Source organism: Blautia ammoniilytica, assembly GCF_025566965.1.
Taxonomy (GTDB): Bacteria; Bacillota; Clostridia; order Lachnospirales; family Lachnospiraceae; genus Blautia_A; species Blautia_A ammoniilytica.
In genome coordinates this window covers 28,944-52,763 of sequence record NZ_JAOQJL010000017.1, presented here as the reverse complement: position 1 = coordinate 52,763, position 23,820 = coordinate 28,944, and the positions used below count along the sequence as shown (strand labels likewise).

General features: G+C 44.3%; 20 protein-coding genes. 1 reads left to right on the top strand and 19 read right to left on the bottom strand.

All coding sequences use genetic code 11. The annotated features are described in order from the left end of the window. Positions 1–10: 10 nt before the first annotated feature. The 19 genes from OCV61_RS09865 to OCV61_RS09775 form a co-directional block, all read right to left on the bottom strand. The gene (locus OCV61_RS09865; RefSeq protein ID WP_158421666.1) at positions 11–2,464 is read right to left on the bottom strand and encodes a hypothetical protein; all 2,454 of its coding nucleotides are present in this window, start codon (positions 2,462–2,464) and stop codon (positions 11–13) included. A gap of 21 nt (positions 2,465–2,485) precedes the next feature. Next, entirely contained in the window at positions 2,486–3,616 is a 1,131-nt protein-coding gene (locus tag OCV61_RS09860) for a class I SAM-dependent methyltransferase (RefSeq protein WP_158421665.1), read from the bottom strand. Then, the gene (locus OCV61_RS09855; RefSeq protein WP_244092944.1) at positions 3,576–4,058 is read right to left on the bottom strand and encodes a hypothetical protein; all 483 of its coding nucleotides are present in this window, start codon (positions 4,056–4,058) and stop codon (positions 3,576–3,578) included. Before OCV61_RS09855 ends, OCV61_RS09860 begins: the two co-directional genes overlap by 41 nt. A 103-nt stretch (positions 4,059–4,161) precedes the next feature. Further along, the gene (locus OCV61_RS09850; RefSeq protein WP_158421664.1) at positions 4,162–4,860 is read right to left on the bottom strand and encodes a 5'-methylthioadenosine/adenosylhomocysteine nucleosidase; all 699 of its coding nucleotides are present in this window, start codon (positions 4,858–4,860) and stop codon (positions 4,162–4,164) included. A 154-nt stretch (positions 4,861–5,014) separates the two neighbouring features. After that, the gene (locus tag OCV61_RS09845; RefSeq protein ID WP_158421663.1) at positions 5,015–5,356 is read right to left on the bottom strand and encodes a P-II family nitrogen regulator; all 342 of its coding nucleotides are present in this window, start codon (positions 5,354–5,356) and stop codon (positions 5,015–5,017) included. 56 nt (positions 5,357–5,412) lie between these two features. Continuing rightward, complete coding sequence (gene hydA, locus OCV61_RS09840) at positions 5,413–6,786, bottom strand: dihydropyrimidinase (protein WP_158421662.1); 1,374 nt, start codon at positions 6,784–6,786, stop codon at positions 5,413–5,415. A gap of 12 nt (positions 6,787–6,798) precedes the next feature. Further along, positions 6,799–7,983: an NAD-dependent dihydropyrimidine dehydrogenase subunit PreA gene (preA, locus tag OCV61_RS09835; protein WP_158421661.1), complete on the bottom strand. Its 1,185-nt coding sequence runs from the start codon at positions 7,981–7,983 to the stop codon at positions 6,799–6,801. A gap of 9 nt (positions 7,984–7,992) precedes the next feature. Then, positions 7,993–8,736, bottom strand: coding sequence for a creatininase family protein (locus tag OCV61_RS09830; RefSeq protein WP_158421660.1), 744 nt, complete (start codon positions 8,734–8,736; stop codon positions 7,993–7,995). Between the two features lie 60 nt (positions 8,737–8,796). Beyond that, entirely contained in the window at positions 8,797–9,990 is a 1,194-nt protein-coding gene (locus OCV61_RS09825; RefSeq protein WP_262582777.1) for an amidohydrolase family protein, read from the bottom strand. Between the two features lie 99 nt (positions 9,991–10,089). After that, on the bottom strand, positions 10,090–11,139 hold the full coding sequence (locus OCV61_RS09820) for a BMP family protein (protein ID WP_158421658.1): 1,050 nt from the start codon (positions 11,137–11,139) through the stop codon (positions 10,090–10,092). A gap of 45 nt (positions 11,140–11,184) precedes the next feature. Further along, positions 11,185–12,117 (bottom strand): ABC transporter permease, encoded by a 933-nt coding sequence (locus OCV61_RS09815; RefSeq protein ID WP_158421657.1) that lies wholly within the window; start codon positions 12,115–12,117, stop codon positions 11,185–11,187. Next, positions 12,118–13,254, bottom strand: coding sequence for an ABC transporter permease (locus OCV61_RS09810; protein WP_158421656.1), 1,137 nt, complete (start codon positions 13,252–13,254; stop codon positions 12,118–12,120). Further along, on the bottom strand, positions 13,247–14,779 hold the full coding sequence (locus tag OCV61_RS09805) for an ABC transporter ATP-binding protein (RefSeq protein ID WP_158421655.1): 1,533 nt from the start codon (positions 14,777–14,779) through the stop codon (positions 13,247–13,249). Before OCV61_RS09805 ends, OCV61_RS09810 begins: the two co-directional genes overlap by 8 nt. A 208-nt stretch (positions 14,780–14,987) precedes the next feature. Continuing rightward, positions 14,988–16,727, bottom strand: coding sequence for a sigma 54-interacting transcriptional regulator (locus OCV61_RS09800; protein WP_158421654.1), 1,740 nt, complete (start codon positions 16,725–16,727; stop codon positions 14,988–14,990). A gap of 52 nt (positions 16,728–16,779) precedes the next feature. Then, positions 16,780–18,111, bottom strand: a complete 1,332-nt coding sequence (gene ssnA, locus OCV61_RS09795; RefSeq protein ID WP_158421653.1) for a putative aminohydrolase SsnA — start codon at positions 18,109–18,111, stop codon at positions 16,780–16,782. 66 nt (positions 18,112–18,177) lie between these two features. Next, entirely contained in the window at positions 18,178–19,362 is a 1,185-nt protein-coding gene (locus tag OCV61_RS09790; protein ID WP_158421685.1) for a YgeY family selenium metabolism-linked hydrolase, read from the bottom strand. A gap of 3 nt (positions 19,363–19,365) precedes the next feature. After that, complete coding sequence (locus tag OCV61_RS09785; protein WP_158421652.1) at positions 19,366–19,863, bottom strand: (2Fe-2S)-binding protein; 498 nt, start codon at positions 19,861–19,863, stop codon at positions 19,366–19,368. A gap of 23 nt (positions 19,864–19,886) precedes the next feature. Further along, complete coding sequence (locus OCV61_RS09780; RefSeq protein ID WP_262582776.1) at positions 19,887–20,828, bottom strand: FAD binding domain-containing protein; 942 nt, start codon at positions 20,826–20,828, stop codon at positions 19,887–19,889. After that, on the bottom strand, positions 20,825–23,119 hold the full coding sequence (locus OCV61_RS09775; protein ID WP_158421650.1) for a xanthine dehydrogenase family protein molybdopterin-binding subunit: 2,295 nt from the start codon (positions 23,117–23,119) through the stop codon (positions 20,825–20,827). Before OCV61_RS09775 ends, OCV61_RS09780 begins: the two co-directional genes overlap by 4 nt. A 400-nt stretch (positions 23,120–23,519) precedes the next feature. Here OCV61_RS09775 and OCV61_RS09770 point away from each other — a divergent pair, with 400 nt between their 5' ends. Continuing rightward, positions 23,520–23,762, top strand: a complete 243-nt coding sequence (locus tag OCV61_RS09770) for a TIGR03905 family TSCPD domain-containing protein (protein ID WP_158421649.1) — start codon at positions 23,520–23,522, stop codon at positions 23,760–23,762. The last annotated feature ends 58 nt before the right edge of the window (positions 23,763–23,820 follow it).

Below are 23,820 nucleotides of genomic sequence, written 5' to 3'. Positions count from 1 at the left end.
CTTTATGTTATTATGTTGGATCTTTTATGTTTTCAATATAGCTGACAAAAATATTACCAGCCTTTTCAAACAGTGCTGTACTGTCATTCATACCATAAGGTTGTGTCTCACCGGTCGCCGGATCATATAGCCAGGTATTATACTCATCATATCCAATGATCACCACGCTGGTATTATTTCCCGTCTTGGCGATCACAGGCCTCTGAGCACTTACCTCATACAGTACACTGTCCAAAGTACATCCGGACAGATCGATCACTGTGCCCTGATCTCCCATGCCTTGCTGCAGTGCCGCCAGATCCATGGATCCAGTACGCATCACTTCCGGCACATCTTCAATATTCAACGTGATCTTTGTCTTTTTATTGCCTCGTTCCCAGACATACTGCTGTGCACGGTTCAATACCACGCCTGCCAGGTCATCTGCATGCTTCACGGCTTGACCCGGATCTGTAAATGTACTGTCCAGACCGCCTTTTGCATAAACATAGTAAATCTCATCCTGCGGCACCTGAGTATCCAGAACGATCTTATTTTCATCCCCGCTCTTCATTTTGGCATAGACCACCAGTGCCTCCTCAACCTCAGGTGCACTGCTAAAGGACAATCTGACCTGGGTGCCTGTTCTGGAATTGGATACCAGTTCAACCTCAGCCTGAGTTTCCCCCGCCTTTTTATTGTTCATAATATTATCATTCTTCTGAACAACATAGGTATTCCCCTGTTTGGCAGAAAGTTCAAACTCCATCAGTGTACTTCCGATCGTCACATTGGTTATGTACAGGCCTTCCTGGTGATATTCCTTTTTGATCTCACCATCAAAGCCTTCAATCCGAAGGGTATGGATCCCTTCTGTCACATGGCCGTCATCATCCGTCAGAGCATCCCCGTCCATAACCACACCATATACCAGATCTTCATTCATAAAGCCTACCGGCTTTACGCTCTGTCCAGCTGCTCCTGTAAGGATCCTGGTATCCAGAGTGTCAAACTGTATTTCTTTGATACATCCTGCATTTTCCCCTTCCTGTATAGTCCAGGCAGCATGTGCATTTGTGTCTGAAACAACAAACTGTGAAGGATTGATCTGCTCTTCCATAACCTGAAAGTCGCCTTTATCGATATCTACACGATACAGCTTTCCGGAAAACAGCAAAAAGAGTTGATTATTCTTACTTACATAAGACAGTGTACCAAGGTCTTCCTTTAAAAACTCATAAGACTCTGTAGTGGGGATAAATACTTTTTCCTCTACCACATTCTGATCACTGCTATAGTGATATACACAAAGACCGCTATAGCCTTCTCTCAATCCCCGATTCATATATCCATACAATACAAAATCCACATCACCGTTATCTTCCACACGAATGATCTTAATGTTGTGCTGATTCCTTGCATCACGGAAATCGCCTTCATCTCTGCGGAAGCTGAAAATACGGATAGTCTTCCCATCTTCAGGGTCAAAAGACCACAGGTCTCCCTCTTGTACAAAAGCAGCCACACCTGCTGTTTCATTAGTCATGTATTCCACGTCCCTGCTGCGTACACCAAGAAGAAGTCCATCCTGGGAAATCTTTATATTGTTTTCATCAAACACCTGGCTGGCAGAACGTTCAAAATCCAGAAGCATGATCCTGGAAGAAGTGTACCTCATCCTGTAAAACTCTGTTACATCATAAATCTCCGGAGCGCTGTCCCCATCCCTTGCCATGATCTGATATTCCAGGGAAATACTTGCTGTTGTCTCATTAATATCCTTGATCACTGGAATTCCTTTTTTGTAGATCTGCGGACTTAAAGACCCCCAGCTGATCTGATTGAAGGTGGAATTAATATTCACATCATTATAATTAGCAGAAGCGCCAGTATCCACAGGCTCCAGGTAACTGGTCAAATCCTCGGCAGAAGCCTTGTCCATGGACTTTTCATAAAAGCTTTTAACAAATTTCACATACTGATCCACATTCAGTCCTGACCTGGATACTACACGTGTATAATAATAGGCAGCCCCTTTGGATGTTTCCAATGTGATCTGCATAGAATATTCCTGATTCACCCTAAGACTGCTGTTCACCGTCACAGACGCAGTAAGATACCCGTCCTCTTCTCCCAGATTCTTGATCTTCCGGTTCTCCAACACCTTCATACCATCTGAAGTACGGATCTCATAAGCCAGGCTGGATACCTTTGTATCATATCCGTTGATCACAAATTTTAATTCCTTGGATGTGTCTAAAGGCGTCACGCTATCACGCGTAAAATCGGCCTGCATTTCCTGTGCATATCCGTACATCCGGTTAGCATATATGCCGCCTACATCGATCATCACCTCAGGCAGCACCGGATTATTCATATCCGACCGGTCATCAGTTGTCTCACTATTCAGAAGAAAGGCGGTTCCTGCCACTCCCGCTGCAAACACCAGCAGTAAAAGCAATAGCCTGCATAAAAATTTCTTCATGTTTTTCTCCTACCAAACCGATTAAAGCAGTTTTTCCAGTGAAGGCTGCACATGCAAAGCCTTCATCATATGTTTTAACGCTTCCCCGTCACGCTTTTTCCCCGTGTGCACTGCACGGATCAGCAAATTCTTGGGGGTATGCTCCATATCAATAAATTCCAGGATCTGTGTATCATAGCCAGCCTCTTCCAGCAGATTTGCTCTAATCCCATCTGTAAGAAGGGCACTTATCCGCTCTCTTAAGATCCCGTACTTCAGTACAGGCTGCAGCAGCTGATTTTCTATCTGCCGGTTCAGCTCATGCTGGCAACAGGGCACAGACAGGATCACCTGCGCCCCCCACTCAACGGCTTTTGCCAGTGCATAATCCGTGGCTGTATCACAAGCATGGAGGGTCACTACCATATCTACAGATGTTACTCCTTCATAATCTGCGATATTCCCTTTATAAAAATGCAGCTTCTCATATCCATACTCTTCTGCCAGCCGGCTGCAATGCCGGATCACATCTTCCTTCAGATCAAGGCCAATGATCTGAACATCATAGCCTTTTAATTCCCGAAGATAATAATACATAGCAAAAGTAAGGTAAGATTTCCCACATCCAAAATCCAGAATCGTGATTTCTCTGTCCTTTGGAAGCCTAGGCAGAATGTCTTCAATAAATTCCAGGAAACGGTTGATCTGACGGAATTTGTCATATCTGGAGGAAACAATGCTGCCTGACGGATGCATCACTCCCAAATCCACCAAAAACGGAACTGGCGTTCCTTCCTCAAGTATATATTTCTTAACACGGTTATGTGCCTGGATCTGGATCTTTTCTGCACCAGAATGCCTTTTTACCTTTACCGTGATCTTTCCTTTTTTACTTACAAGAACTGTACCATCCAATTCCTGTCCCTGCGCCTGCAGCTGTCCGAAGCCGTTGCCAAGAGCCTCTTTAATATAGGCGATCACCTGCTCCCTGTCATAGTTTTTATGGAGCACCTTTGTACCCTCCATGGCAGAAGCCTGATAAAAGATCTGCTCCCGTATCTTTACCGGACGGATCTTTACTGTGCCCACACCTTCTTTACGATTTCCACTGAGCACCGCCTGTTTCAAATATTCATTGATCTGTTTCTCTAAATATTCTTCTAATGTCATCATTTTTATTATATCTTTTTTCCCTGATATTGTATATATTGTGTTTTTTGGATTCATCTACAAAAAAATTAACTGCTGTGTTTCTTCCCCGGCACCGGTTACGCCTGCAACGCCTCCTGGAAATCTCCTGAAAAAGCAAAACCTGGATCAGATCATCCAGAAAATCTCCGGACAATGGCTCCATTTCCCTCATCCCAGATACCTTTTCACGGATCTTCCGGCACATATGGTAAAGCATCAGTTTATCCGGGTACTGATCATAAATCCTGCTGCCTTCGTAATCCATCAGATCACATTCCTGTTCCACCTGAGCCTGCACCCTTCTGGCAGCAGAAGGGTAATAGGATTTCATCAGTTCAAACTCCTGATCCTGTACCTTTTGTCCATCGAAAAGCCCAGCTTCTGCATATGCTGTATAAAAAGGATAAAACTCTTTATGATACATATGGTTTTCCCCTTATTTTCCTGTCTGTTCCAGTATATGCAGACAGGGCAAAATAGGTTATAGCCTCCTAAAGGACTGCACACCTGTTTTGCCCTTTTTGTTCTTACAGAGTTTCCATGATCTTCTCAGTAAGACGCACACTGTGCTCAGCTGCCAGCCTTTCAAAGGTATTATACTCCATACCAGTGCTGTCATCTGCATTATCTGAAATGGCACGAATGATCAGAAAAGGTACCTGATTCAGCCATGCCGCCTGTCCGATCGCTGCACCTTCCATCTCCACTGCATAAGCGCCAAAAGTATCACGGATATCATTTTTTACTGCCCGATCACAGATAAACTGATCTCCGGAAGCAATCCTGCCCTGGAAAACCTGGATCTCCGGATTCACATCCCTGCAGGCATCTGCTGCCAGCTGACGGAGCTTTGCGTCTGCCGGGAAAGAAAGCTGTCCCATCTGGGGAATCTCTCCTTTCTTATATCCGAACGCTCCTGCATCCACATCATGCTGCACCACATCTGTAGAAAGTACAATATCGCCAATATTGATATCATTATTCAAGCTTCCTGCAATACCGGTATTGATCAGGGCATCTACCTGAAAAACATCTGCCAGGATCTGCGCACAGATTCCTGCATTCACCTTGCCAATCCCGGAACGGACTACCACTGCCTTTTTTCCTTTTAAAATTCCCTGATAAAATTCCATGGAAGCTTTTGTGACCACTGTCACATCTTCCATCATCTCTTTAAGTCTGGCTACCTCAGTTTCCATAGCTCCGATAATTCCAATACAATTCATCTTCTGAACCTCTTTTCATAAAAATAGAAGCGCCAGTGCCGGGAAAATCTTCCCTTTTTTGCACACTGACCCTTCTATTGTATCAATTCATCAGCCTGTACGCCAGACCAAATTTAAAGAATTTGTAATTACTATCTATTGTTCCGCAACTGATTTACAAAGCATCACTTCCGTGCTCTCCTGTACGGATGCGGATAGCATCTTCCACATCATAGACAAAAATCTTTCCATCACCAAAATTTCCGGTCTGGATCTGATCCACTACTGCATTGATCACATCTTCTGAAAGCTCATCTGGAATAACCGTTTCCACCTTGATCTTAGGGATCAGGTTAATGGAAGAGTTGTCATACTTTCTGGTAGATCTTATATTTCCTTTCTGATTTCCACACCCCATAATGTTAGACAGATTCATACCATGAACCCCTCGTTGATTCAGAATTTCTTTCAGCTGTTCCAGTTTTTCTGCTTTTATAATGATTTCCAATTTTTTCATATCCTTCATCTAACCTTTCTTTCATTTGTAATAAACATGTCCCGCCATTCACATCATCATACATGAAGAGGACTTCTTTTCACAAATCTGCCGTCCCCTGCCTGTCCTATATATATCCCATGATCTGCTATCAGTTTTCCTCTTAAATAGGTCTGTACCGGATAGCCATGGTATTCATACCCATCCCATATGGAATGATCACAGGCCGTATGCATAATATCCGGACCTCCTGTCACAGTCATCTGGGGATCATAGATTACCAGATCTGCATCTTTTCCCACCTGTATACTGCCCTTCTCACTACACCCAAAGATCTTTGCCGGATTTTCCGCACATACCTGCACCACCCTTTCATAAGTAAGCCGTCCGTCATGGGCAGCGGACAAAAGATAGGGATAGCGGTTTTCAATACCTCCACAACCATTAGGGATCTTTGTAAAGTCATCCTTTCCCCAGTTTTTCTCCTCTGTGGTAAACGGACAATGATCTGTAGCCACTGTATCGATCACACCTGTTTGCAAGGCTTTCCACAAGGCTTCCCGGCTTTCCTCATTTTTGATTGCAGGAGAGATTACAAATTTTACAGCATCCGCTCTCTTATAAACTTCACTTGTAAATTCCAGATACTGTGGGCAGGTTTCCACAAAGACAGGATATCCTTCCATCTTAGCCTTTGCTGCTGCTTCCACACCTTCTTTGTTATCCATATGTACAATATAAAGAGGAGCATGAAGATGCATTGCCATGTGGATCGCGCTGATATCTGCCTGTGCTGCAGCCCACTCCGGCCGGCTCATATAATGATACCAGGGAGAAAGCTTTCCTTCTTTTACATATTTTTCTGTAAGATAATCCACCACGCCTGCATCCTCTGCATGCAGGGTAGCCATACCGCCCACCTTTCCCGCCTGTTCCAGAATAGCGGCAAACTGTTGATTATCTACCATAATGCCTTCTTTTTTATAGACGCTGTAACACTTAAAGGTATTAACTCCATCTTTTACAAGGTCTGCGAATTCTTCCAGCACCTGGTCATCTTCCATCAGATCTGTAACAATGCAGTGGAGTGCATAATCCACACAGGCTCGGTTTTCATATGCCTTTTTCTTAATGTCTACCGCCTCTGGCAGATGCATTCCTTTTTTCTGCTTTGCAAAATCAAACACTGTAGTCACACCGCCACAGGCTGCTGCTCTTGTACCAGTAAATTCGCTGTCACTGGAAACTGTTCCTCCAAAAGGATCCGACATATGAGTATGCAGATCGATTGCTCCTGGAAGAATATACTTTCCGGACACATCCACTGCCTGATCATCCTTTATGCAAAGATCCTGTCCCACTTCTGTGATCTTTTCCCCCTGAATTCTTACATCTGCCTGATACATGGTGGTTGAAGTAACAACTGTACCATTTTTAAACAATATTCCCATGCTAAAACCTCCTTACTGCTGCTCCAGAATCTGAATGCAGCTCTTTGGACATACTGTTTTACATACACCGCAGCCAGGGCATTTATCAGGATCCACCACTGGTCTTCCCTCTTCCAGTGTCATGGCTCCGAAACCACAGTCCTGACAGGCTGTGATACAGCTTTTACAGCCAATGCATTTCTCTTTGTCAATGGTACTGATCCCGTGCCAGTCCCTTGAAAGCTCTTGCTGGGAAACAATGTATTTAAGACTGCTTCCTACAATTTCTGATAATGATTCAATTCCGTGTCTGTCCATAAAATCGGACAATCCATTACAAAGATTTTTGATCATCCTGTATCCATATTTGCTGATAGCAGAACAGATTTCCACCATACCACACCCCAGCATCATGAACTCCAGGGCATCTTCATAATTACTGATCCCCCCTACTCCTCCAAGTGGCAGTCCGGTATACTGTGCGATCTGCGCCATACAACCTAGCGCAATCGGCTTTATAGCCGGTCCGGAAAGACCACCATAAGTGGATTTTCCATTTACATGCAGCTTGGGAAGCCCTGTCTCAATGTCAATGCCAATAAAGCTTTTCACAGTATCAATACCGCAGAGAGAATCAGCCCCGCCTTTTTCAGCAGCCTTTGCCACTGCCACAATATCTGTTACGTTAGGTGTCATTTTCACGATCAGGGGTGTTCCCTTTCTTACATACTGCTTAATATCCTGGACACAGCCTTCCAGAAGCTGCGGATCTGAGGCCGGGATCTTCCCGGATCCATCACCCTGTGGGCAGGAAATGCTGCACTCGATCATGTCGCAGCCTGCATCTTCCACAGCTTCCACCAGTTCCTTCCACTGCGGTCTGTTACTAGCCATAATACTGGCGATCACAACCCGATCCGGAAACTTTTTCTTCAGATAACGGATCTCACTGCAAAGCTCTTCCAGTGTCTGCTGAGTGCACAGATCATAATTGAAAAAAGCCATCTGCTTTTTCCCGGCAAAATCCAATGCTCCCATATTTGGCTCAGCCAATTCTCTTTGGCATCCTCTGGCCTCAATGGTTTTCAGCACTGCTCCGCCCCATCCTTCTAAAAAAGCACGCTCCACCTTTTCCAGACTATCTGAGGAAGGTGATGCAGCGATCACAAAAGGATTTACAAATTTAATTCCGCAAAAGGTGGTACTGATATCTGCCATATAGACCTCCTATTTTTTTCCGATCTTCACCAGGATCTTAGCCATTGTATCTGTAATATAATCCAGGAGCAGTTTTCCCTTTTCCTCTGTTGCCAGCAGTGGTCTGCCTAAAGTGCCTGTTTCGCTAAAGTCTCTGGTCAGCCATCCACTGAAGTAAGGTTCAAACTCTACATCCACGTTCACTGCTTTCTCCATATGCACAAGTTCTTTTTCTTTATACAGCATCATGGAAGTTTCCATATCTCCTGCGTGAATATCCACTGGCACATAAATATCCTTCAGGGATTCCACACAGTTACAGTTGTTATAAATAGCTGGTATTTCCAGATTATAAACAACCACATGGTGCTTCAGATTCATTTCCTGGGAAAAGCCTGCAAGCAAAGATGTATTTCCTCCGTGTCCGTTTACTGTTACCAGCTTTTTAAAACCATGCTTTGCCAATGCTGTTACAATATCATTGATAATGGCAAAATACGTAGTAGCTGAAAAGGAAATAGTTCCCGGAAATGTCATATGCTCATCACTGGTTCCTATCCCAAGGATGGGAAGGCAAAGAAAAGTAATATCTGATGGATTTTCTTTTTCTTCCAGCTGCTCCATACACATTCTCAGGATATAATCATCTGTTCCTACCGGAAGGTGCTTTCCATGCTGTTCAATAGATGAAAGAGGAAGAAGTACACAGCACTTCTCCTTATCCAGTTTTTCCACTTCTTCCCATGTAAGTTCATCATAATATTTATAAAACATAAGCCTCTCCTTTCTGAGCGCCAGGCAAATTCATCTGTTCTGAATCTTTTGCATATCTGTTCACTCAAACAAAAACTCTCCCTTGCGGATCACCTCTGTACCATCCGCCAGGAAATAATCTATATCTTCAGGTCCAACCCTGTGGACAATGGAAGAAATCACATTATGGCTGTGTTTTAAATTCCAGGATCCGGAACGGATAGCCAAAAAGCTGGCCAACTTTCCTTCCTCTATACTTCCCAGTTCGCTATCCTGTTTAAGGGACTTTGCTCCTGACCAGGTTGCAGCCTTTAAGCATTCCCTGAAATCCATACAATCAGGTTTTTCACCTAGCCCCCGGATTACCCGGCTGGCTGTATCCATCTCCCGGAACAGATCCGGAGATGTAAACATCATATTATCGCTTCCAAGTCCCCATGTAATCCCAAACCTTGTAAATATATCCAGTTCCGGGAAACCGTCTCCCAGGATCAGGTTTGTCCTTGGACAGCAGACAATAGGAATCTTTTTCTTTACAAGAAGTTCTTTATCATGATCATCGGTATGGGTTAAATGCACCATGAAATCTGTTTCCAGTTCAGCTGCTCGCTCCACTTCCGACTGATTATATTCTCTCTTTGATTTTTCGCAGTCGCTTCTGCCTTCTGCAATATGAATAGAAAAAATCTTATCACCACAAAGGCTGCGGATCTTCTTCATTCTTTCTTTGCTTACCGCATAAATCTGTCCCATCCCAAAACCGTCTGAAACTTCCAGAATCGAACGGATCTCTTTTTCAAATTCTTCCTCTGTGGAATCTGCATTTGTAAGGGCTGGTCTGCCCAGTTCCATCACATGGATCGGCAAGCCTTTTTGCGCCTGCCGCACTGCCTGGATCCCGGCCAGACCCCCTTCCCTGTAATCCGCTGCCAGGATGATGCCGTTTTTCAACATTTCTTTCAGACCATCCCGGACAGCTTCTGTCAATTCTTCACTGGTAATTTTTGCCAGATATTTGTGCTTCAGACCATTAGGATAAACAACTGCCTCTTCCAATGTAAGTCCTACTCCCAGTTCTTTAGCACCAGTGTCTCCCAGATGACAGTGTGCATTTACAAATGCAGGTATTACATAATCTCCATGAAGGTCTATGCTGTTTTCAAACTGCTCATCTGTAATTCCCTGAATCCTTCCCTGATCCACCAGGATGGTTTTCCCTTTCACCAGTTCCAGATTTTTTCCATAGAAAACATTTGCATTTTTATAGCTTTTCAATCCTGTCATCTCCTGAGTTTGTTTCTTAACGATCTTTTTCTTTGTTCTTAGTTATTTGTTTCTTAGTTATCCGTTATTTGTTTCTTAGTTATCCGTTTCTTAGTTGTCTGTTTCTTTGTTCTCTACAACGATCTCGCCGCTTTTGATCTTTTCGCAGGTATCCTCTACAGCACTCTTTACTTCATCAGGTACGTTGTCACCAAAAGTACCTACGAAAACTACATCATCAGCCATGCCAGGCATCCAGGAGGTTCCAAACTCATCAGTACCTACTTTGGTGATTACTTCTTCGATTGCTTTTCCTGTATCAGCGATGCAGGATGTAATGCAAAGATCAGAACCAAGATCTACCTGATCCGCACCATAGCCAATCCATTTTACATTATTTTCTGTACAAGCCTCAATCAGTCCAAGACCAGTTGTATCACAGGAATGCATCAGTACATCTGCCTTCTGCTCGATCATGGAAAGAGCAGCCTCTTTACCAAGTGCAGAGTCTGTAAAGGTACCGGACATAACTGTGATCACCTTGATATCCGGATCTACAGAAGCAACACCATCAATAAATGCATTTTTATCAGCAATCTGGCTAGACTGCTCCATGCCTCCCAGATAACCTACAACTTTTGACTCTGTGGACATTGCAGCAGCAACTCCGCATGCATAAGCAGCTTCATACTCTTTTGTATAGCAGAATCCCAGGTTTGCCGGCGGTTCTACACCATCCGGACATTTATTGGTACAGAAGAAATAGGTATCTGGATAATCACCTGCTACCGTTACAGCTGCTTCTGTAAACTCACTTCCATGTCCGATGATCAGGTCATATCCCTCGTCTGCATATGTTCTGAATACTGTTTCTGCATCAGCAGCAGTAACGCTTTCTGTATATGCAGTGTCGTAACCTTCCTCCTTCAGGTCTTCCAGTGCTTCATAAGCCAGCTGACTCCAGGACTGGTCTGTAATAACCCCTGGAAGGATCAGTGCAATCGTCTCAACTGAAGCGGCTGCCTCTGTTGTTTCCTCTGCTGCATCATCTGTTGTCTCCTCTGCAGCTGCTTCCTCTGCCATGACCGGTGCTGACATGCTAAATGCCATCAATCCTGCCATAACCATTCCTGCCATTCTTGTAATGAAATGTTTTCTCATAATAGATTCCTCCTCTGGTTATATAATAAATTTTATAACTACCTTTTATCTTCCCTCTTTTTCGTACACAGTCCCAAGTGCTTTCGGTGCTCTTACACCTCTGCCAAACAGAACCATACTGACAATGGTCAGTACATAGGGAAGCATCAGTAAAAACTGATACGGAATATTAATACCATAAGCCTGCATTCTCATCTGCAAACCCTGGGCAATACCAAACACAAAAGATGCGATCAAAGCAAGGATAGGATTCCAGTGACATAACGTGGACACAGCCATTGCAATAAAGCCACGGCCTGCACTCATTTCTTCCACAAAACTTCCCATAGTAGCCACTACCAGGTATGCACCGCCGATCCCGGAAAGGAATCCTGCCAGCATCACTGCGATATGCCTGTATAAAATAACATTGATTCCACAGGCCTGTGCAGCTCTTGGATTCTCTCCAATAGCTCTGAGCTGAAGTCCTGCTTTCAGCTTCATCAGCACGAACCAGCAGACAACTGCTACAACGATCAGCGCGTAATACAAAATCGTCTGATTAAAGAAAATATTTCCAATAAAAGGAATATCTCCAAGCACCGGTATTTTTATGGTGCTCATAACATCAATGCTAAGTCCTGAACCACTTGTTCCGAAAATAACCCGGTAAATAAAGCTGGTAAATCCGGCAGCAAATATGTTTACAACAATTCCTACAACAGATTGATCCTGTTTCCTTGTGATTGAAAGAAAAGAAATGATCATTGCTGTAAGAAGACCACCTGCGCCGCCTGCAAGTATCCCAAGAAAATAACTGTGGGTAAAGTAAACAACTACAAAGGTGACAAAGCTTCCTGTCAGCATCTCCCCTTCACATCCGATATTCAGAACACCGCTTTTTTCAGCGATCACCACACCAATTCCGGCAAAAGCAATGGGAATTCCCATTCGGATACCGGCTGCAAGCATGGAACTGATAAATGCCATCACATCCATTTATACCGCCTCTCTTTCTTTCATCTTCACAGTAGTTTCTACGGTACTTTTCACACTTTCTTTCAGATCTTCGCAAGCCTGTTTCTTTGATGGTCTGAACTTTTTTTTCAGCTTTGCGCTCAGTCCCAGAAGAATGAACAAAACCATCAGGCCTTTCAACATCGATACAAAGGTAGTAGGCACTGCACAGGTAATCTGCATTACATTTCCCCCAACATTCAATACAGAGAAGAAAAACGCTGCCAGCAGGATTCCCACCGGATGATAGAATCCAAGAAGCGCTATCAGCACACCGTTAAAGCCGTAGCTGTTGCAGATACCATCCTGTACACAGTATGCAAAGCTGCACACCTCCACAACACCTGCAAACCCTGCAAATGCACCGCTGATGGCCATTACCTTTGTGTAATACTTTTCAGGATCTACGCCACCATACTGCGCTGCTTTTACGCTGCCTCCCAATACACGGATCTTATATCCGAAAGTTGTTTTCTGCATTACGATCCAATAGAGCAGGATGCAAACCAATACAATAAGAATGGAGTAACTGAACATGGTGCCTTCAAAAATCCTTGGGATCCGCTCGTACTCTGCAATAGATTCTGTCTGGGGAGTAGAGCTTCCTGCCTTCAGCATCGGACCATGATCCAGATATGCGATAAAATATTCTACAATGTAATTCAGCATTAATACGGTAATGATCTCACTTACCTTAAATTTTGCTTTCAGCCATCCTGCAAAGCCGCCACACACAGCTCCAAAAACAGTTCCAAGAAGCATCCCTACGATAATGGACATCCATCCCAGATGCTTACCTATAGTGGTACTTACCAGAATCATTGCCAGCGCTCCCATCAGGAACTGTCCGTCACCGCCCAGGTTGCTTAATCCACATTTTCCTGCAAATGCAACACCGATAGCCACAAGACTTAATGGGATCATATTACGGATAATGGTTCCGAAGTTTCCCATATTTGTAAACGGTGAAAGGATCAGCTGCTTATAGGTTTCCAATGGGCTTTTGCCAAGAATTACTACGAAAATTGCACCGATCAGCATGGCTGCCACAAAGCTTATCAATATGATCGCCAGTGTTTTCAGCAAATCTGATATTTTCTGTTTTGTCACTTCATTCATGTGCTTTCACCCCCATCATCAGACTTCCAACCTCCTGTACAGTTGTATGTCTTGGATCTACTTCACCAATGACCTTTCCTTTAAACATAACCACCAGCCGGTCTGCCAGGTAAAACAGTTCTTCCAGGTCACCGGATAATAGCATAACTCCCATTCCTTCATCTCTGGCTTTCAGTATATTATCCCGGATAAACCAGGATGCCATTACATCCACTCCTCTGGTAGGATAAGAACAGATCATTGTTCTTGGTTTTTTACTAAGCTCTCTTGCAAGAATAAACTTCTGCAGGTTTCCTCCAGACAGGTTTCCTGAAATATCCCCAATGCCTCGGGCTCTTACATCGAACATTTCCATATAATCCTTTGTATCCTGCTTGATCGCCCGATAATTCAGCAGTCCTGCCTTTTTCTGTATTTTCTTTCTTCTTAATAGCCAGTTATCAAAAAGCCGGAAGCTTTTAACAGTGGCCACTGTATTTCTGTCTGCAGGCACATAAGCCACATCATGGTCGATAAAAGTCTGTGCCTTTGATTTCCGTATCTCTTCGCCGTCCAGGAAAAGGGAGCCTCCGCAAATTTCCCGAAGCCCTGCTGCCACCTCTGCGATCTCAGCCTGGCCGTTGCCTTCCACACCGGCGATCCCTACGATCTCTCCTCTGTGGATGGTCAGATCCACACCGGAAACAGTTTTCACACCTCTGTCGTCCAGTGCTTCCACACCCTTCAGTTCCAGCAAAGGTTTTTCCCCTTCCTCCGGTTCTATGGTAGCTCTTGCTACTGCTGTAGGTGCTTTTACTTCTTCTCCTACCATCATATTGATGATTTTCTGCTTATCTGCATCCCTGGTCATCATATGGCCTGCAACTGTTCCATGACTGAGCACGGTGATCCGATCGCTGATTTTCAGCACCTCGTCCAGCTTATGACTGATAAACACCACGCTTTTTCCGTTTTTTACCAGTGCATGTATGGTTTCAAAGAGCATGTCACATTCCTGAGGTGCAAGCACTGCAGTCGGCTCATCAAGGATCAGAAGCTCTGCTCCTGTATAAAGAAGCTTCAGGATCTCAAGTCTCTGCTGCATTCCTATAGTCAGTTTAGCTACGGTTGCATGAGTGTCTACCTGAAGGCCAAACTGTTTTCCAATATCCTCCAGCCTTTTCTCAATATCCTTTTCTTTTACTCTTGAAAAAAGAGAATCATTTCCAACCAGGTAAGCATTTTCAGATGAGGAAAAAACATCTACCAGCATGTAATGCTGATGTACCATACCGATTCCCAGCCTAAGGGCATCCTTTGGTGATTTAATATGTACTTCTTTCCCTTTCAAAAGGATCTGTCCTTCATCTGGGTGATAAAGTCCGTAAATAATATTCATTAATGTACTTTTTCCTGCTCCGTTTTCTCCCAGCAGTGCATGTACCTCACCAGGACGAATGGTAAGATCAATATGATCATTTGCCACAAACTGGCCAAATGTTTTTGTGATTCCTCTTAATTCAAGTAATGGTTTTGTTTCACTCATATTTTATACCCCGCAGACACAAAAAAAGTGCTTCTCCTTTTCAGGAAAAGCACCTTTGCTTCATCATGTTCTTTAATGTTCACTTATTATCTACTGTTTATTTACTTCTTTGCTGTTTGCTTATATCTAAGATGTTTCACATTTTATCCATTTGGGCAGGATCTTGCAAGAGGAATTATCATAAAGATAAAGGATTCTCAAAATGATATTATGTCATTTTATCCAGTTTTCGATACAAAGTAGCAATACCGATACCCAATGCTTCAGCAGCTTGCTCCTTACCTTTTTTGCTGTCTCCGAACTTTCGGATAGCTCTGCGAATCTCTCGCTGCTCAAGCTGTTCCAGTGTCATGATCTGACTTTCATCATCTGTCATTCCAAACAACTCCTGGGGTACGGTTTTCATATCCATCACCCCATCTTCCGGAAGGGCATTTACCATATATTCAATAGTTTTCTCCAGTTCCGTAATGTTCCCCTTCCAGTTGCAGCCGCAGAGAAACTGCAGTGTTTCTTCATCTATCTGCCGATAATAGATCCTATATCTCTGAGTAAACTGATCAATATAAAAATTCACCAGTTCCGGAATGTCCTCCTTTCTTTTCCGAAGAGGATATGCAGTGATCCGGTTGATGCAGATACTGTAATACAATGGTTTACGGAACTTATTCTTTTCTGTCAGCCGAAGAAGGTTCTTTTTGGTTGCACAGATCAGCCGCACATTTACAGGGATCTTCTGAAAGGAGCCTTTTCTTTGGATGTATTTTTCATCAAGGAACTGCTCCAGTTTCGCCTGATAAAACATAGACATTTCATCGATCTCGTCCAGATACAGGATCCCGTCATTTGCCATCTCCATCACACCCATGGTTCCCTGATAATCGGATCCCATACCGGCCTTATCCTGCCCGGTGGCACCAAATAACCGTTCTTCCAAAAGACCTTCCTCTACGCTTGCACAGTTAAAATATACAAAAGGCTTTTCCGCTCTTTGGCTGGCCTTCCAGATAGCCGTTCCTATGGTCTTTTTCCCTGTACCTTCTTCACCTTCGATCAGCACAGGTCCATTATGGGCTGCCGCCTGATTGATCTCTTTTTTGATACGGACTGTATATTCCGAATGGCCGATAATATAACGGATGTCGTGAGGCACTACATGGTAAGCCATGTTATACACCTGATCCCTGTAATACCGGATACTGTCAAAAACCAGAACAAGGCCATATGCATCATCTGAATCCTCAAAATGCTCTTCCCAGCCTACTACAGTGGTAACAGTGCTTCCGATCACCACCTTATATTCCCTTTTTTCCATCATCACATCCCCAGTCAGGATGATATTCACAGGCTGACCGACGATTCCAGGATCCAGCTTCAGTTCTTTTGCAGCAATCCCGTTGTATTCCAGCAGCTTGCCCTCCTGATCCAGGATCAGCACGCCCTTGTCTACCATACCCATCATGGCATGCAGCATCCTGCTTGCTGAAAGATGCTTCTGCAGATTGGTGCGTTCCTTGATCTTTCCTGCCACCAGCATGCACATTTGTTCCAGAAAAAACATAGATTCCTGCAAATGCTCCGCCATAAACTGTTCCCTGTCTTCTTTGTAGCAGGTCATCCCGATGGCTCCTTCGATCCGGTCATCTACAATAATCGGTGCAGACACTTCAAGAAGCGCATCACAAGTATCTATTTCCTTACAGCCCACGCAGTAAGGATTCTGTCCCGGATTATCAATAAACATTTTCTTTCCTGTCTCAAGTGTGTCCCGGTAAGCATGGCCATCTCCCACATTGGATTGATTCACACGGCAGGCAAAATGCCCGGTTGCCGCCACCCTCATATGTGCAGAATCAATGATCTCCACATCTACCTGCAGCATGGTTGCCAATGTATTGGCAATCTGGATCGCCACATCCTGTATCTCATATAATTTACTTTTTTTCATTGATCACCTTTCAGGAATGCCCCTTCATTTTCGCGGGACACATTTGTTATGTTCAGTCAAGACTTTTCCAGAGCTGGTCTGCCTGTACCTTGCATTCTGCCAAAATCTTTTCTTCATCAATCTGGGTACAGTGCCTGTCTCTCACAACCGTTTTTCCATTTACGATCACATCTGTCACTTTTCCGCTGAATGCAGAGGTCATATGCGACAGGAAATTACTGCCTGTTATGGGTGTTGGTTCCTGATAATCCACCAGAACAATATCTGCTGCCGCACCAGGCTCCAGCATGCCAAGCTGTACACCAAACAGCCTTTTCCCAAGGTTTCCAGGGTTTTCAAAGGCAAACCTGCGGATCTGTTCCCCTGAAAAAACACGAGGATCCTTTTCCCTGATCCGCTGCATGATCACTCCAAATCCAAGTTCCTGATAAAGATCGTATGTATAACCATCTCCGCCAAGCGCCACATTAACCCCATGATCCAACATGGATACTGCCGGGCAGATCCCTACTGCATTATTGGTATTGGACTGTACATTATAAGCAGCGGTTGTGCCTGTTTTTTGCAGAAGCTCCCACTGTTCCGATCCCAAATGGACACAATGTGCGGCAATGGTCTGTTCTCCCAGTATCCCAGCCTTATACATCCGCTCCATTACATGCATATCATAAAGACGATAGCTTTCTGCCACATCTGCTTCAGACTCTGCAATATGTACATGAAATCCACAGTCCAGTTCCTTGCCAGTCTGTGCACACTGCTCCAGAGTTTCCCTGGAAAGAGAATATCCTGCATGCATGCCAAACAATGCTGAAATCTGCGGATCCTCTGCATTTTGGGTCTTTTTAATAAATCGTTCATTTTCCCGGATCCCACTGTCTCTGTGCTCTGTTCCGTCCCGATCCGAAACCTCATAGGAAAGGCATGCTCTTGCACCTGCCTGTCTTACCGCTTTTTCCAGAATATCCAGCACCCCATCTGTGGCATTCGGACTTGCCTGATGATCAAAAAATGTGGTAGTGCCGCTTTTCAGGCCATCTATCAGTCCAAGCATAGCACTGTAATAGCACTGGTCGAAGGTAAGCTTCTTATCGAACTTCCACCACATATGGGTCAGCATCTGCTGCCAGTTGCATATCGACTGGGATAACTGCATCCCTCTGGCAAAAGTCCCATAAAAATGTGCATGGGTAGTGATCATGCCTGGCACTGCGATCTTATTTTTGCAGTCCACGCATTCTCCTGCCTCAAGCTCCTGACAGGTCAGATCATCGCAATTCCCGATTGCCAGGATCTTTCCCTTTGAAACCTTAATGTACCCATTATCATATACTTTTCCCTCTTTGTCCATGGTAAAAATTCTAAGATTTTTGTATATCTTCATGTCTCTCCCTCGCTTCCTGTTGCCTGGATATTTCCTTTGATCCGGTAAGCGGCAATACCGGATCCTTTATTTCAGCAAAGCTTTCATAATACCGTAATAACATCCGGCCACCTTTTCCAGTGCCTCTAACGTACAGTATTCATCCACTGTATGAGCCAGGCTCTCCACAGATGGTCCCATACCAATTGTTTTAATGTTGGCTTCCCCTGCGTAGTGACTGCCATTTGTGCAGAAGTTATATTTTGTGATCTTGGGGGTAAAACCCATGGATTCCAATTCTTTTTTCACTGCCTGTACATAATCAGCGTCTTCCTCAAACAGCCATCCCGGGAAAAATCTTTCCCCCTGGATCGTCTCGCCTGTATAACATTTTTCCTTACCGTAGGCATAGGAAACCTTTGCTTTCAGTTCCGGATCTTCTTTCATTTTTTCATCCAGCAGCTTCTGAATAGGCTCCAGCACAGATTCCTTGGTTTCTCCTACCAGAAGTCTTCTGTCATAGGTGGCCCTACAGTATTCAGGTACAACCGATGCTCCAGGATATGGGCTGGATTTCACATCTGTAAGCTCCAGGATTCCTTTTCCCAGTACCGGATGCTCTGTAGGCGTAAGCTTTCTGATTTCCCCGATCAGTTCTGCCATCTTATATACTGCATTGATCCCTTTTTCAGGATTTGCACTGTGTGCAGGTTTTCCAAAGGTTTCCAGTACGATCTCTGCACGTCCTCTCTGGCCGATTTTCAGATTCAGGTCTGAAGCTTCCCCAATCACCACATAATCCGGTTTCACATATTCGCTGATGCTTCTGGCAGCTACCCCTTCAAAACATTCCTCGTGGACAACTCCATCCACATAAATCTCTCCTGCAAAATCTCTGTCAAAATCCTTTGCAAAATGACAGGCAGCCACTGTATAAGCTGCCACAGCCCCTTTCATATCTGTGGTTCCCCGTCCGTACAGCTTTCCATCACATGTCTCGGGAGCAAAAGGGGCATGGGTCCATTCACTTTCATTTCCTACCGGAACCGTATCAATATGTCCGTCAAATAACAGCTTCTTTCCAGGACGTTTTCCTTTTATCTTTCCAATGATATTTCCGTATTTATCAATATAAACCTGATCAAATCCATTTGCTTCCATGTAAGCTTTTAATTCCTCTGCCACACCATTTTCTTCTCCGGAATAGCTCCTCCTGGAAACAATTTTCTTACAAAGCTCTACAACTTCCTCTTTCCATCCATCTGCTATCATCATTTAATCGCTCCCTTCTTTTTCAGGTTCTTTACCTGAAAGCTCTTTTGCTGCCCGTAATACCGCCCGGATGATAGCCGTATATCCGGTACACCTGCAAAGATTGCCTGACAGGCCGTCCCTCACTTCATCCTGGGTGGGCTTTGGATTTTCTTTTAGCAAAACATATGTACTTAAAACCATGCCAGGTGTACAGAATCCACACTGTACAGCTCCTTCTTCCACATAGGCCTTCTTGATCACATCTGCCATCCTGTCTCCTGACAGGCCTTCTATAGTAGTCACCTTCCTTCCTTCTGCCTGTGCATTCAGAGTCACACAGCTGTTCACTGTCCTGCCATCCATGATCACTGTACAGGCTCCACATTCCCCGATCCCACAGCCTTCTTTGGTTCCCTTGTATCCAAGAATGTGGCGAATGGTATCCAGAAGTCTTCCTGCAGGATCAGTTTCTATACACACTGCCTGCTCATTCAATATAAATTGTATCACTTTTTTCATTCTGCATCAGTCCTTATCCCATTTTATTCCACAAAAGCTGTTCTAAAAGCAAGTTCACTTAAAGTTCTTGTCCCCAGCCGTTCACAGACAGCTGCTTTGTATTCTATATTGTCATCCACTTTCCGCACCTGACTGCGGATTTTCTCCCCAAGCTGCGCCATACAAGCATGGAATAATTCACTATCCGGTTTATGGCCCTTGAGAGATTCTGTCACTTCCTTCTGCAGTCTGATATCAGCCAGCGCAGCCCCTATGGAAAGCCGAACATCTTCAATCTTTTGATCCTTTGAAAGCTTCATCGCCACTGCCAAAGTGAATCTGGACATACATCCGCTTTTCTTTCGGCCTACCTTCTGAAATGAATACCGGTAATCTGTTGACATAACAGGAATTACTACCTGGGTGATGATTTCATCCGGCTCCAGCGTATTCTTTTTCCCTGCAGGTATCCCATAAAAACATCCGCCTACACTCATTTCCTCATGTCTCACACATGGAGGGCAGAATTTCAGCAATTCCTCTACCGGAATTTCTCTGGTGCCTGACGATCCCACGATGCAGATCGTTGCTTCCAGCACACAAAGCGCAGGGATCGTGTCTGCAGCCAGACAGCTATTCGCCAGATTGCCTCCTATGGTAGCCTGATTCCGTATCTGCGGTCCCGCAATATTTCCACAGGCCTGATACAGGAGCCCTGCTCCTTTTCGGATCAGTTCAGAATGAAGCAATTCATAGATGGTAGTCATTGCTCCCACCATAATTTTTCCATGTTCTTTTCGGATTCCCTGTAATTCCTGAATGCGGCTGATGTCCACCAAATATTTGCTTTCATACCAGTCCTTTGACCTTGCCTTTACTGCCAGGTCAGTTGCCCCGGCAACGATCACAGCATCTTTCCCATATTTCTCCAGCTGCTCCAATGCTTCTTTCAAAGAAGAAACGGTAATGTAATCCTGATACTTCATCTTCCATCCCCCTTTGCTCCTCCACATGAGAACAAAACCTTTTCCAGACTGGCAGGGGAGCTTTTTACTTTTCCCAGTTCTCCCAGTGCATGGTTTACTGCATTTGTAAAAGCTCCAAGCCCTGGATCCAGAGTCGGTTCTCCCAGGGATCTGGCTCCAAAAGGTCCGCGGTCATTGGGATTTTCTACTGTTACCGGCAAAACCCTGCCCACATCTTTGATTCCGGGTATCATATACTGGTCAAAATTCTCATTCTTTGCATATCCTTTTACTGAATTGATATCTTCCATCAACGCATAACCCTGAGCCATGACTGCACCGCCTACGATCTGTCCTGCTGCCAGCTTAGGATTCATGATCCGGCCAGCATCATGGGCAGACACCACATTCAGCACTGTTGTTTCTCCTGTACAGGTATCAATCTCCACTTCTGCTCCGATGCAGGAATAAGTATATTCATAAAAGGTGTCACCAAATCCTGTCTTTTCATCGAACACAGGATCCGGGGTTTTATAATTTCCTGTAAAGGCAGGTGTCCGGCCTGTTGAAAAAGTGATCCCGGCAGCCTCTTTAAAAGATAATTTTTTTCCATCCACATCCACCATGTCCAACAGGAAACGGATTTTCCTACGGTCACACTGAAAGGTTTCTGATAATGCGTCCCTCATACATTCATGTATCTTTTTCGCTGCATCCAAAATGGCATTACCGCCAACAAAGGTTCCTCTGGAAGCATTACAGATTCCGGTAGCCGGAGCATCTGTGGTACTTTCGCTTACCGTTACCTGGTCATCACTGACCATCAGTGCTTCTGCTGCAATCTGCCCCATCACTGTATGAAGCCCCTGGCCGATTTCCGTTAAACCGATATTCAGTCTTACACTTCCGTCCATCTGCACTTCCAGATAACACCGTCCAACATCAGGGACACCAGTTCCGTAGCTGTTTCCGCGGTAGGAAAGGGAAAGTCCTACTCCCCTTCTTTTTGTTTTTCCCGGATTTTCCTTTTTATACTGCCAGTATTTTTTCTCGTAATCCAGCTCCTGTGCTACCTGATCCAGCACCTCTTCTGCACCGATATCCTCAAAATCAATGATCTGCCCGGATCCAGTGGCATCTCCTCTATGCATTACATTTCTTTTTCTCAGCAAATAAGGGGACATTCCCAGCTTTTCTGCCAGTTCATCTAAAGCACATTCCCTTGCAAAAATCCCCTGGGGATTTCCAAAGCCGCGCATAGAGCCTGATGGGATATTATTTGTATAAATTGCCTTTGCCCCACAATAAACATTGGGAACTACATAAGGACCTGCCCCTAAGGATACAGCTTTAAAAGCCACTCCCGGAGACATGTTTGCATAGGCTCCGGAATCGGTCATTGCAAGTGCTTCAAACCCTTGCAGCTTTCCTTCCTGATCTGCAGATACATGAACATCGAATTTAAAGGGATGGCGTTTATGGCTCTGCTGCATAGATTCTTCCCGGGTCAGCAGATATTTCACCGGCTTATGGCATTTCAGAGCACAGGCAGCTGCACGGACAGCCATCACCTCCGGACTTTCCAGCTTGCCGCCAAAAGAACCGCCAACAGAGGTAGCCACGATCCGGATATCAGCCAACGGGATCTGAAGGCTTTTATGTATAGACATCCTTGGATTGTAAATAGACTGCATGGAACCAATCACCGTAACCTCCCGGTCCCTTCTTCCCGGATATGCCACTACGCATTCCGGTTCTATATATGCATGTTCCTGCCAGGTTGTCTCATAATGAGTCTGCACAGATACATTTTCCGGTTCAAAGGCATTATCAATGTTTCCTTTTTTGATAAAACACTGGGAACACAGGTTATCATTTCTATATGGATTTACCACCATATCCGAACGATAGGCCTCTTCCAGGTCCGTCAGTTCATGAAGCTTTTCATATTCTATTTTTACCAGTTGTCCTGCCTGTTTTGCATGTTCCATGGTATCAGCCACCACGACGGCCAGAATATCTCCTACCGTGATCACCCGGTCTACAGCCAGTACATACTGATCCTGCTTGTCTTCACCCATAAGAATGTCTCCTGGTATGTCCTGGTATGTAACAACACAGGATACGCCTGGTGCCTGTTCCGCCTGAGAAGTGTCAATATTTTTAACCCATGCAAATGCATATTTGGAACTTACGCCGTATGCGTACTGCATGTCTTTCATCTCCAGGTCATTTGCAAAAATGGTTTCACCATTTACTTTTTTGTATGCTTCTACTCTTTGCTTGCTTTTTGTTACGGAATGAAATACCATTGTGGATCACTCTTTCATTTTGATAATCGTGTAATTGGTAATCTTATCGATAATCTTGTAATGCGAAAAAGGCGCAGCCTGTGGTTTTCACCACGACTGCACCTTTGCTGTTCCTTATATTAGTCTTTTTTTCTGAAACTGGCAATTTTTAATATCATATTAAGAACGAATTATCAAATTGATACTTTTGTAATTTTACCATATCCCAATCTATTTCCTTATTCTTCCCAAATCCCCTATAGATTTTTACAGCGATTCTGCTATAATATGATTACAGTGTCAAAAGCACGGAACAATCCGTGCAATCATGATTTTGGTGTTTTCACACCAAAATCATAATACATAATACCAAAATGAAAAGTTCATAATGCTTTTGAACTGCAAAAAGGAGGATAAAGCCATGATGTATAAAGCAAAAGGTGTCTGTGCACAGGCCATCGAATTTGAAATTGATGACAATAAAAAGGTTCACAATGTAAATTTTATCGGAGGATGCTCTGGAAATACCCAGGGTGTTTCAAAATTGGTGGAGGGCATGGACGCTGAAGAAGTGATCAGCCGTCTTGAAAATATTAAGTGCGGTTCAAAACCAACTTCATGTCCACAGCAGCTTGCTTTCGCATTAAAAGAGGCACTTGCCTAAAAGCAGCTTAAAACCCGTCTGTGATCTGATGAAATACTAAGACCACAGGCGGGTTTTC

Bases quoted from the DNA above. Each gene is read 5' to 3' on its own strand.
- OCV61_RS09865 (WP_158421666.1), bottom strand. From the start codon at position 2,464: ATGAAGAAATTTTTATGCAGGCTATTGCTTTTACTGCTGGTGTTTGCA.
- OCV61_RS09860 (WP_158421665.1), bottom strand. From the start codon at position 3,616: ATGATGACATTAGAAGAATATTTAGAGAAACAGATCAATGAATATTTG.
- OCV61_RS09855 (WP_244092944.1), bottom strand. From the start codon at position 4,058: ATGTATCATAAAGAGTTTTATCCTTTTTATACAGCATATGCAGAAGCT.
- OCV61_RS09850 (WP_158421664.1), bottom strand. From the start codon at position 4,860: ATGAATTGTATTGGAATTATCGGAGCTATGGAAACTGAGGTAGCCAGA.
- OCV61_RS09845 (WP_158421663.1), bottom strand. From the start codon at position 5,356: ATGAAAAAATTGGAAATCATTATAAAAGCAGAAAAACTGGAACAGCTG.
- hydA (WP_158421662.1), bottom strand. From the start codon at position 6,786: ATGGGAATATTGTTTAAAAATGGTACAGTTGTTACTTCAACCACCATG.
- preA (WP_158421661.1), bottom strand. From the start codon at position 7,983: ATGGCAGATATCAGTACCACCTTTTGCGGAATTAAATTTGTAAATCCT.
- OCV61_RS09830 (WP_158421660.1), bottom strand. From the start codon at position 8,736: ATGTTTTATAAATATTATGATGAACTTACATGGGAAGAAGTGGAAAAA.
- OCV61_RS09820 (WP_158421658.1), bottom strand. From the start codon at position 11,139: ATGAGAAAACATTTCATTACAAGAATGGCAGGAATGGTTATGGCAGGA.
- OCV61_RS09815 (WP_158421657.1), bottom strand. From the start codon at position 12,117: ATGGATGTGATGGCATTTATCAGTTCCATGCTTGCAGCCGGTATCCGA.
- OCV61_RS09810 (WP_158421656.1), bottom strand. From the start codon at position 13,254: ATGAATGAAGTGACAAAACAGAAAATATCAGATTTGCTGAAAACACTG.
- OCV61_RS09805 (WP_158421655.1), bottom strand. From the start codon at position 14,779: ATGAGTGAAACAAAACCATTACTTGAATTAAGAGGAATCACAAAAACA.
- OCV61_RS09800 (WP_158421654.1), bottom strand. From the start codon at position 16,727: ATGAAAAAAAGTAAATTATATGAGATACAGGATGTGGCGATCCAGATT.
- ssnA (WP_158421653.1), bottom strand. From the start codon at position 18,111: ATGAAGATATACAAAAATCTTAGAATTTTTACCATGGACAAAGAGGGA.
- OCV61_RS09790 (WP_158421685.1), bottom strand. From the start codon at position 19,362: ATGATAGCAGATGGATGGAAAGAGGAAGTTGTAGAGCTTTGTAAGAAA.
- OCV61_RS09785 (WP_158421652.1), bottom strand. From the start codon at position 19,863: ATGAAAAAAGTGATACAATTTATATTGAATGAGCAGGCAGTGTGTATA.
- OCV61_RS09780 (WP_262582776.1), bottom strand. From the start codon at position 20,828: ATGAAGTATCAGGATTACATTACCGTTTCTTCTTTGAAAGAAGCATTG.
- OCV61_RS09775 (WP_158421650.1), bottom strand. From the start codon at position 23,119: ATGGTATTTCATTCCGTAACAAAAAGCAAGCAAAGAGTAGAAGCATAC.
- OCV61_RS09770 (WP_158421649.1), top strand. From the start codon at position 23,520: ATGATGTATAAAGCAAAAGGTGTCTGTGCACAGGCCATCGAATTTGAA.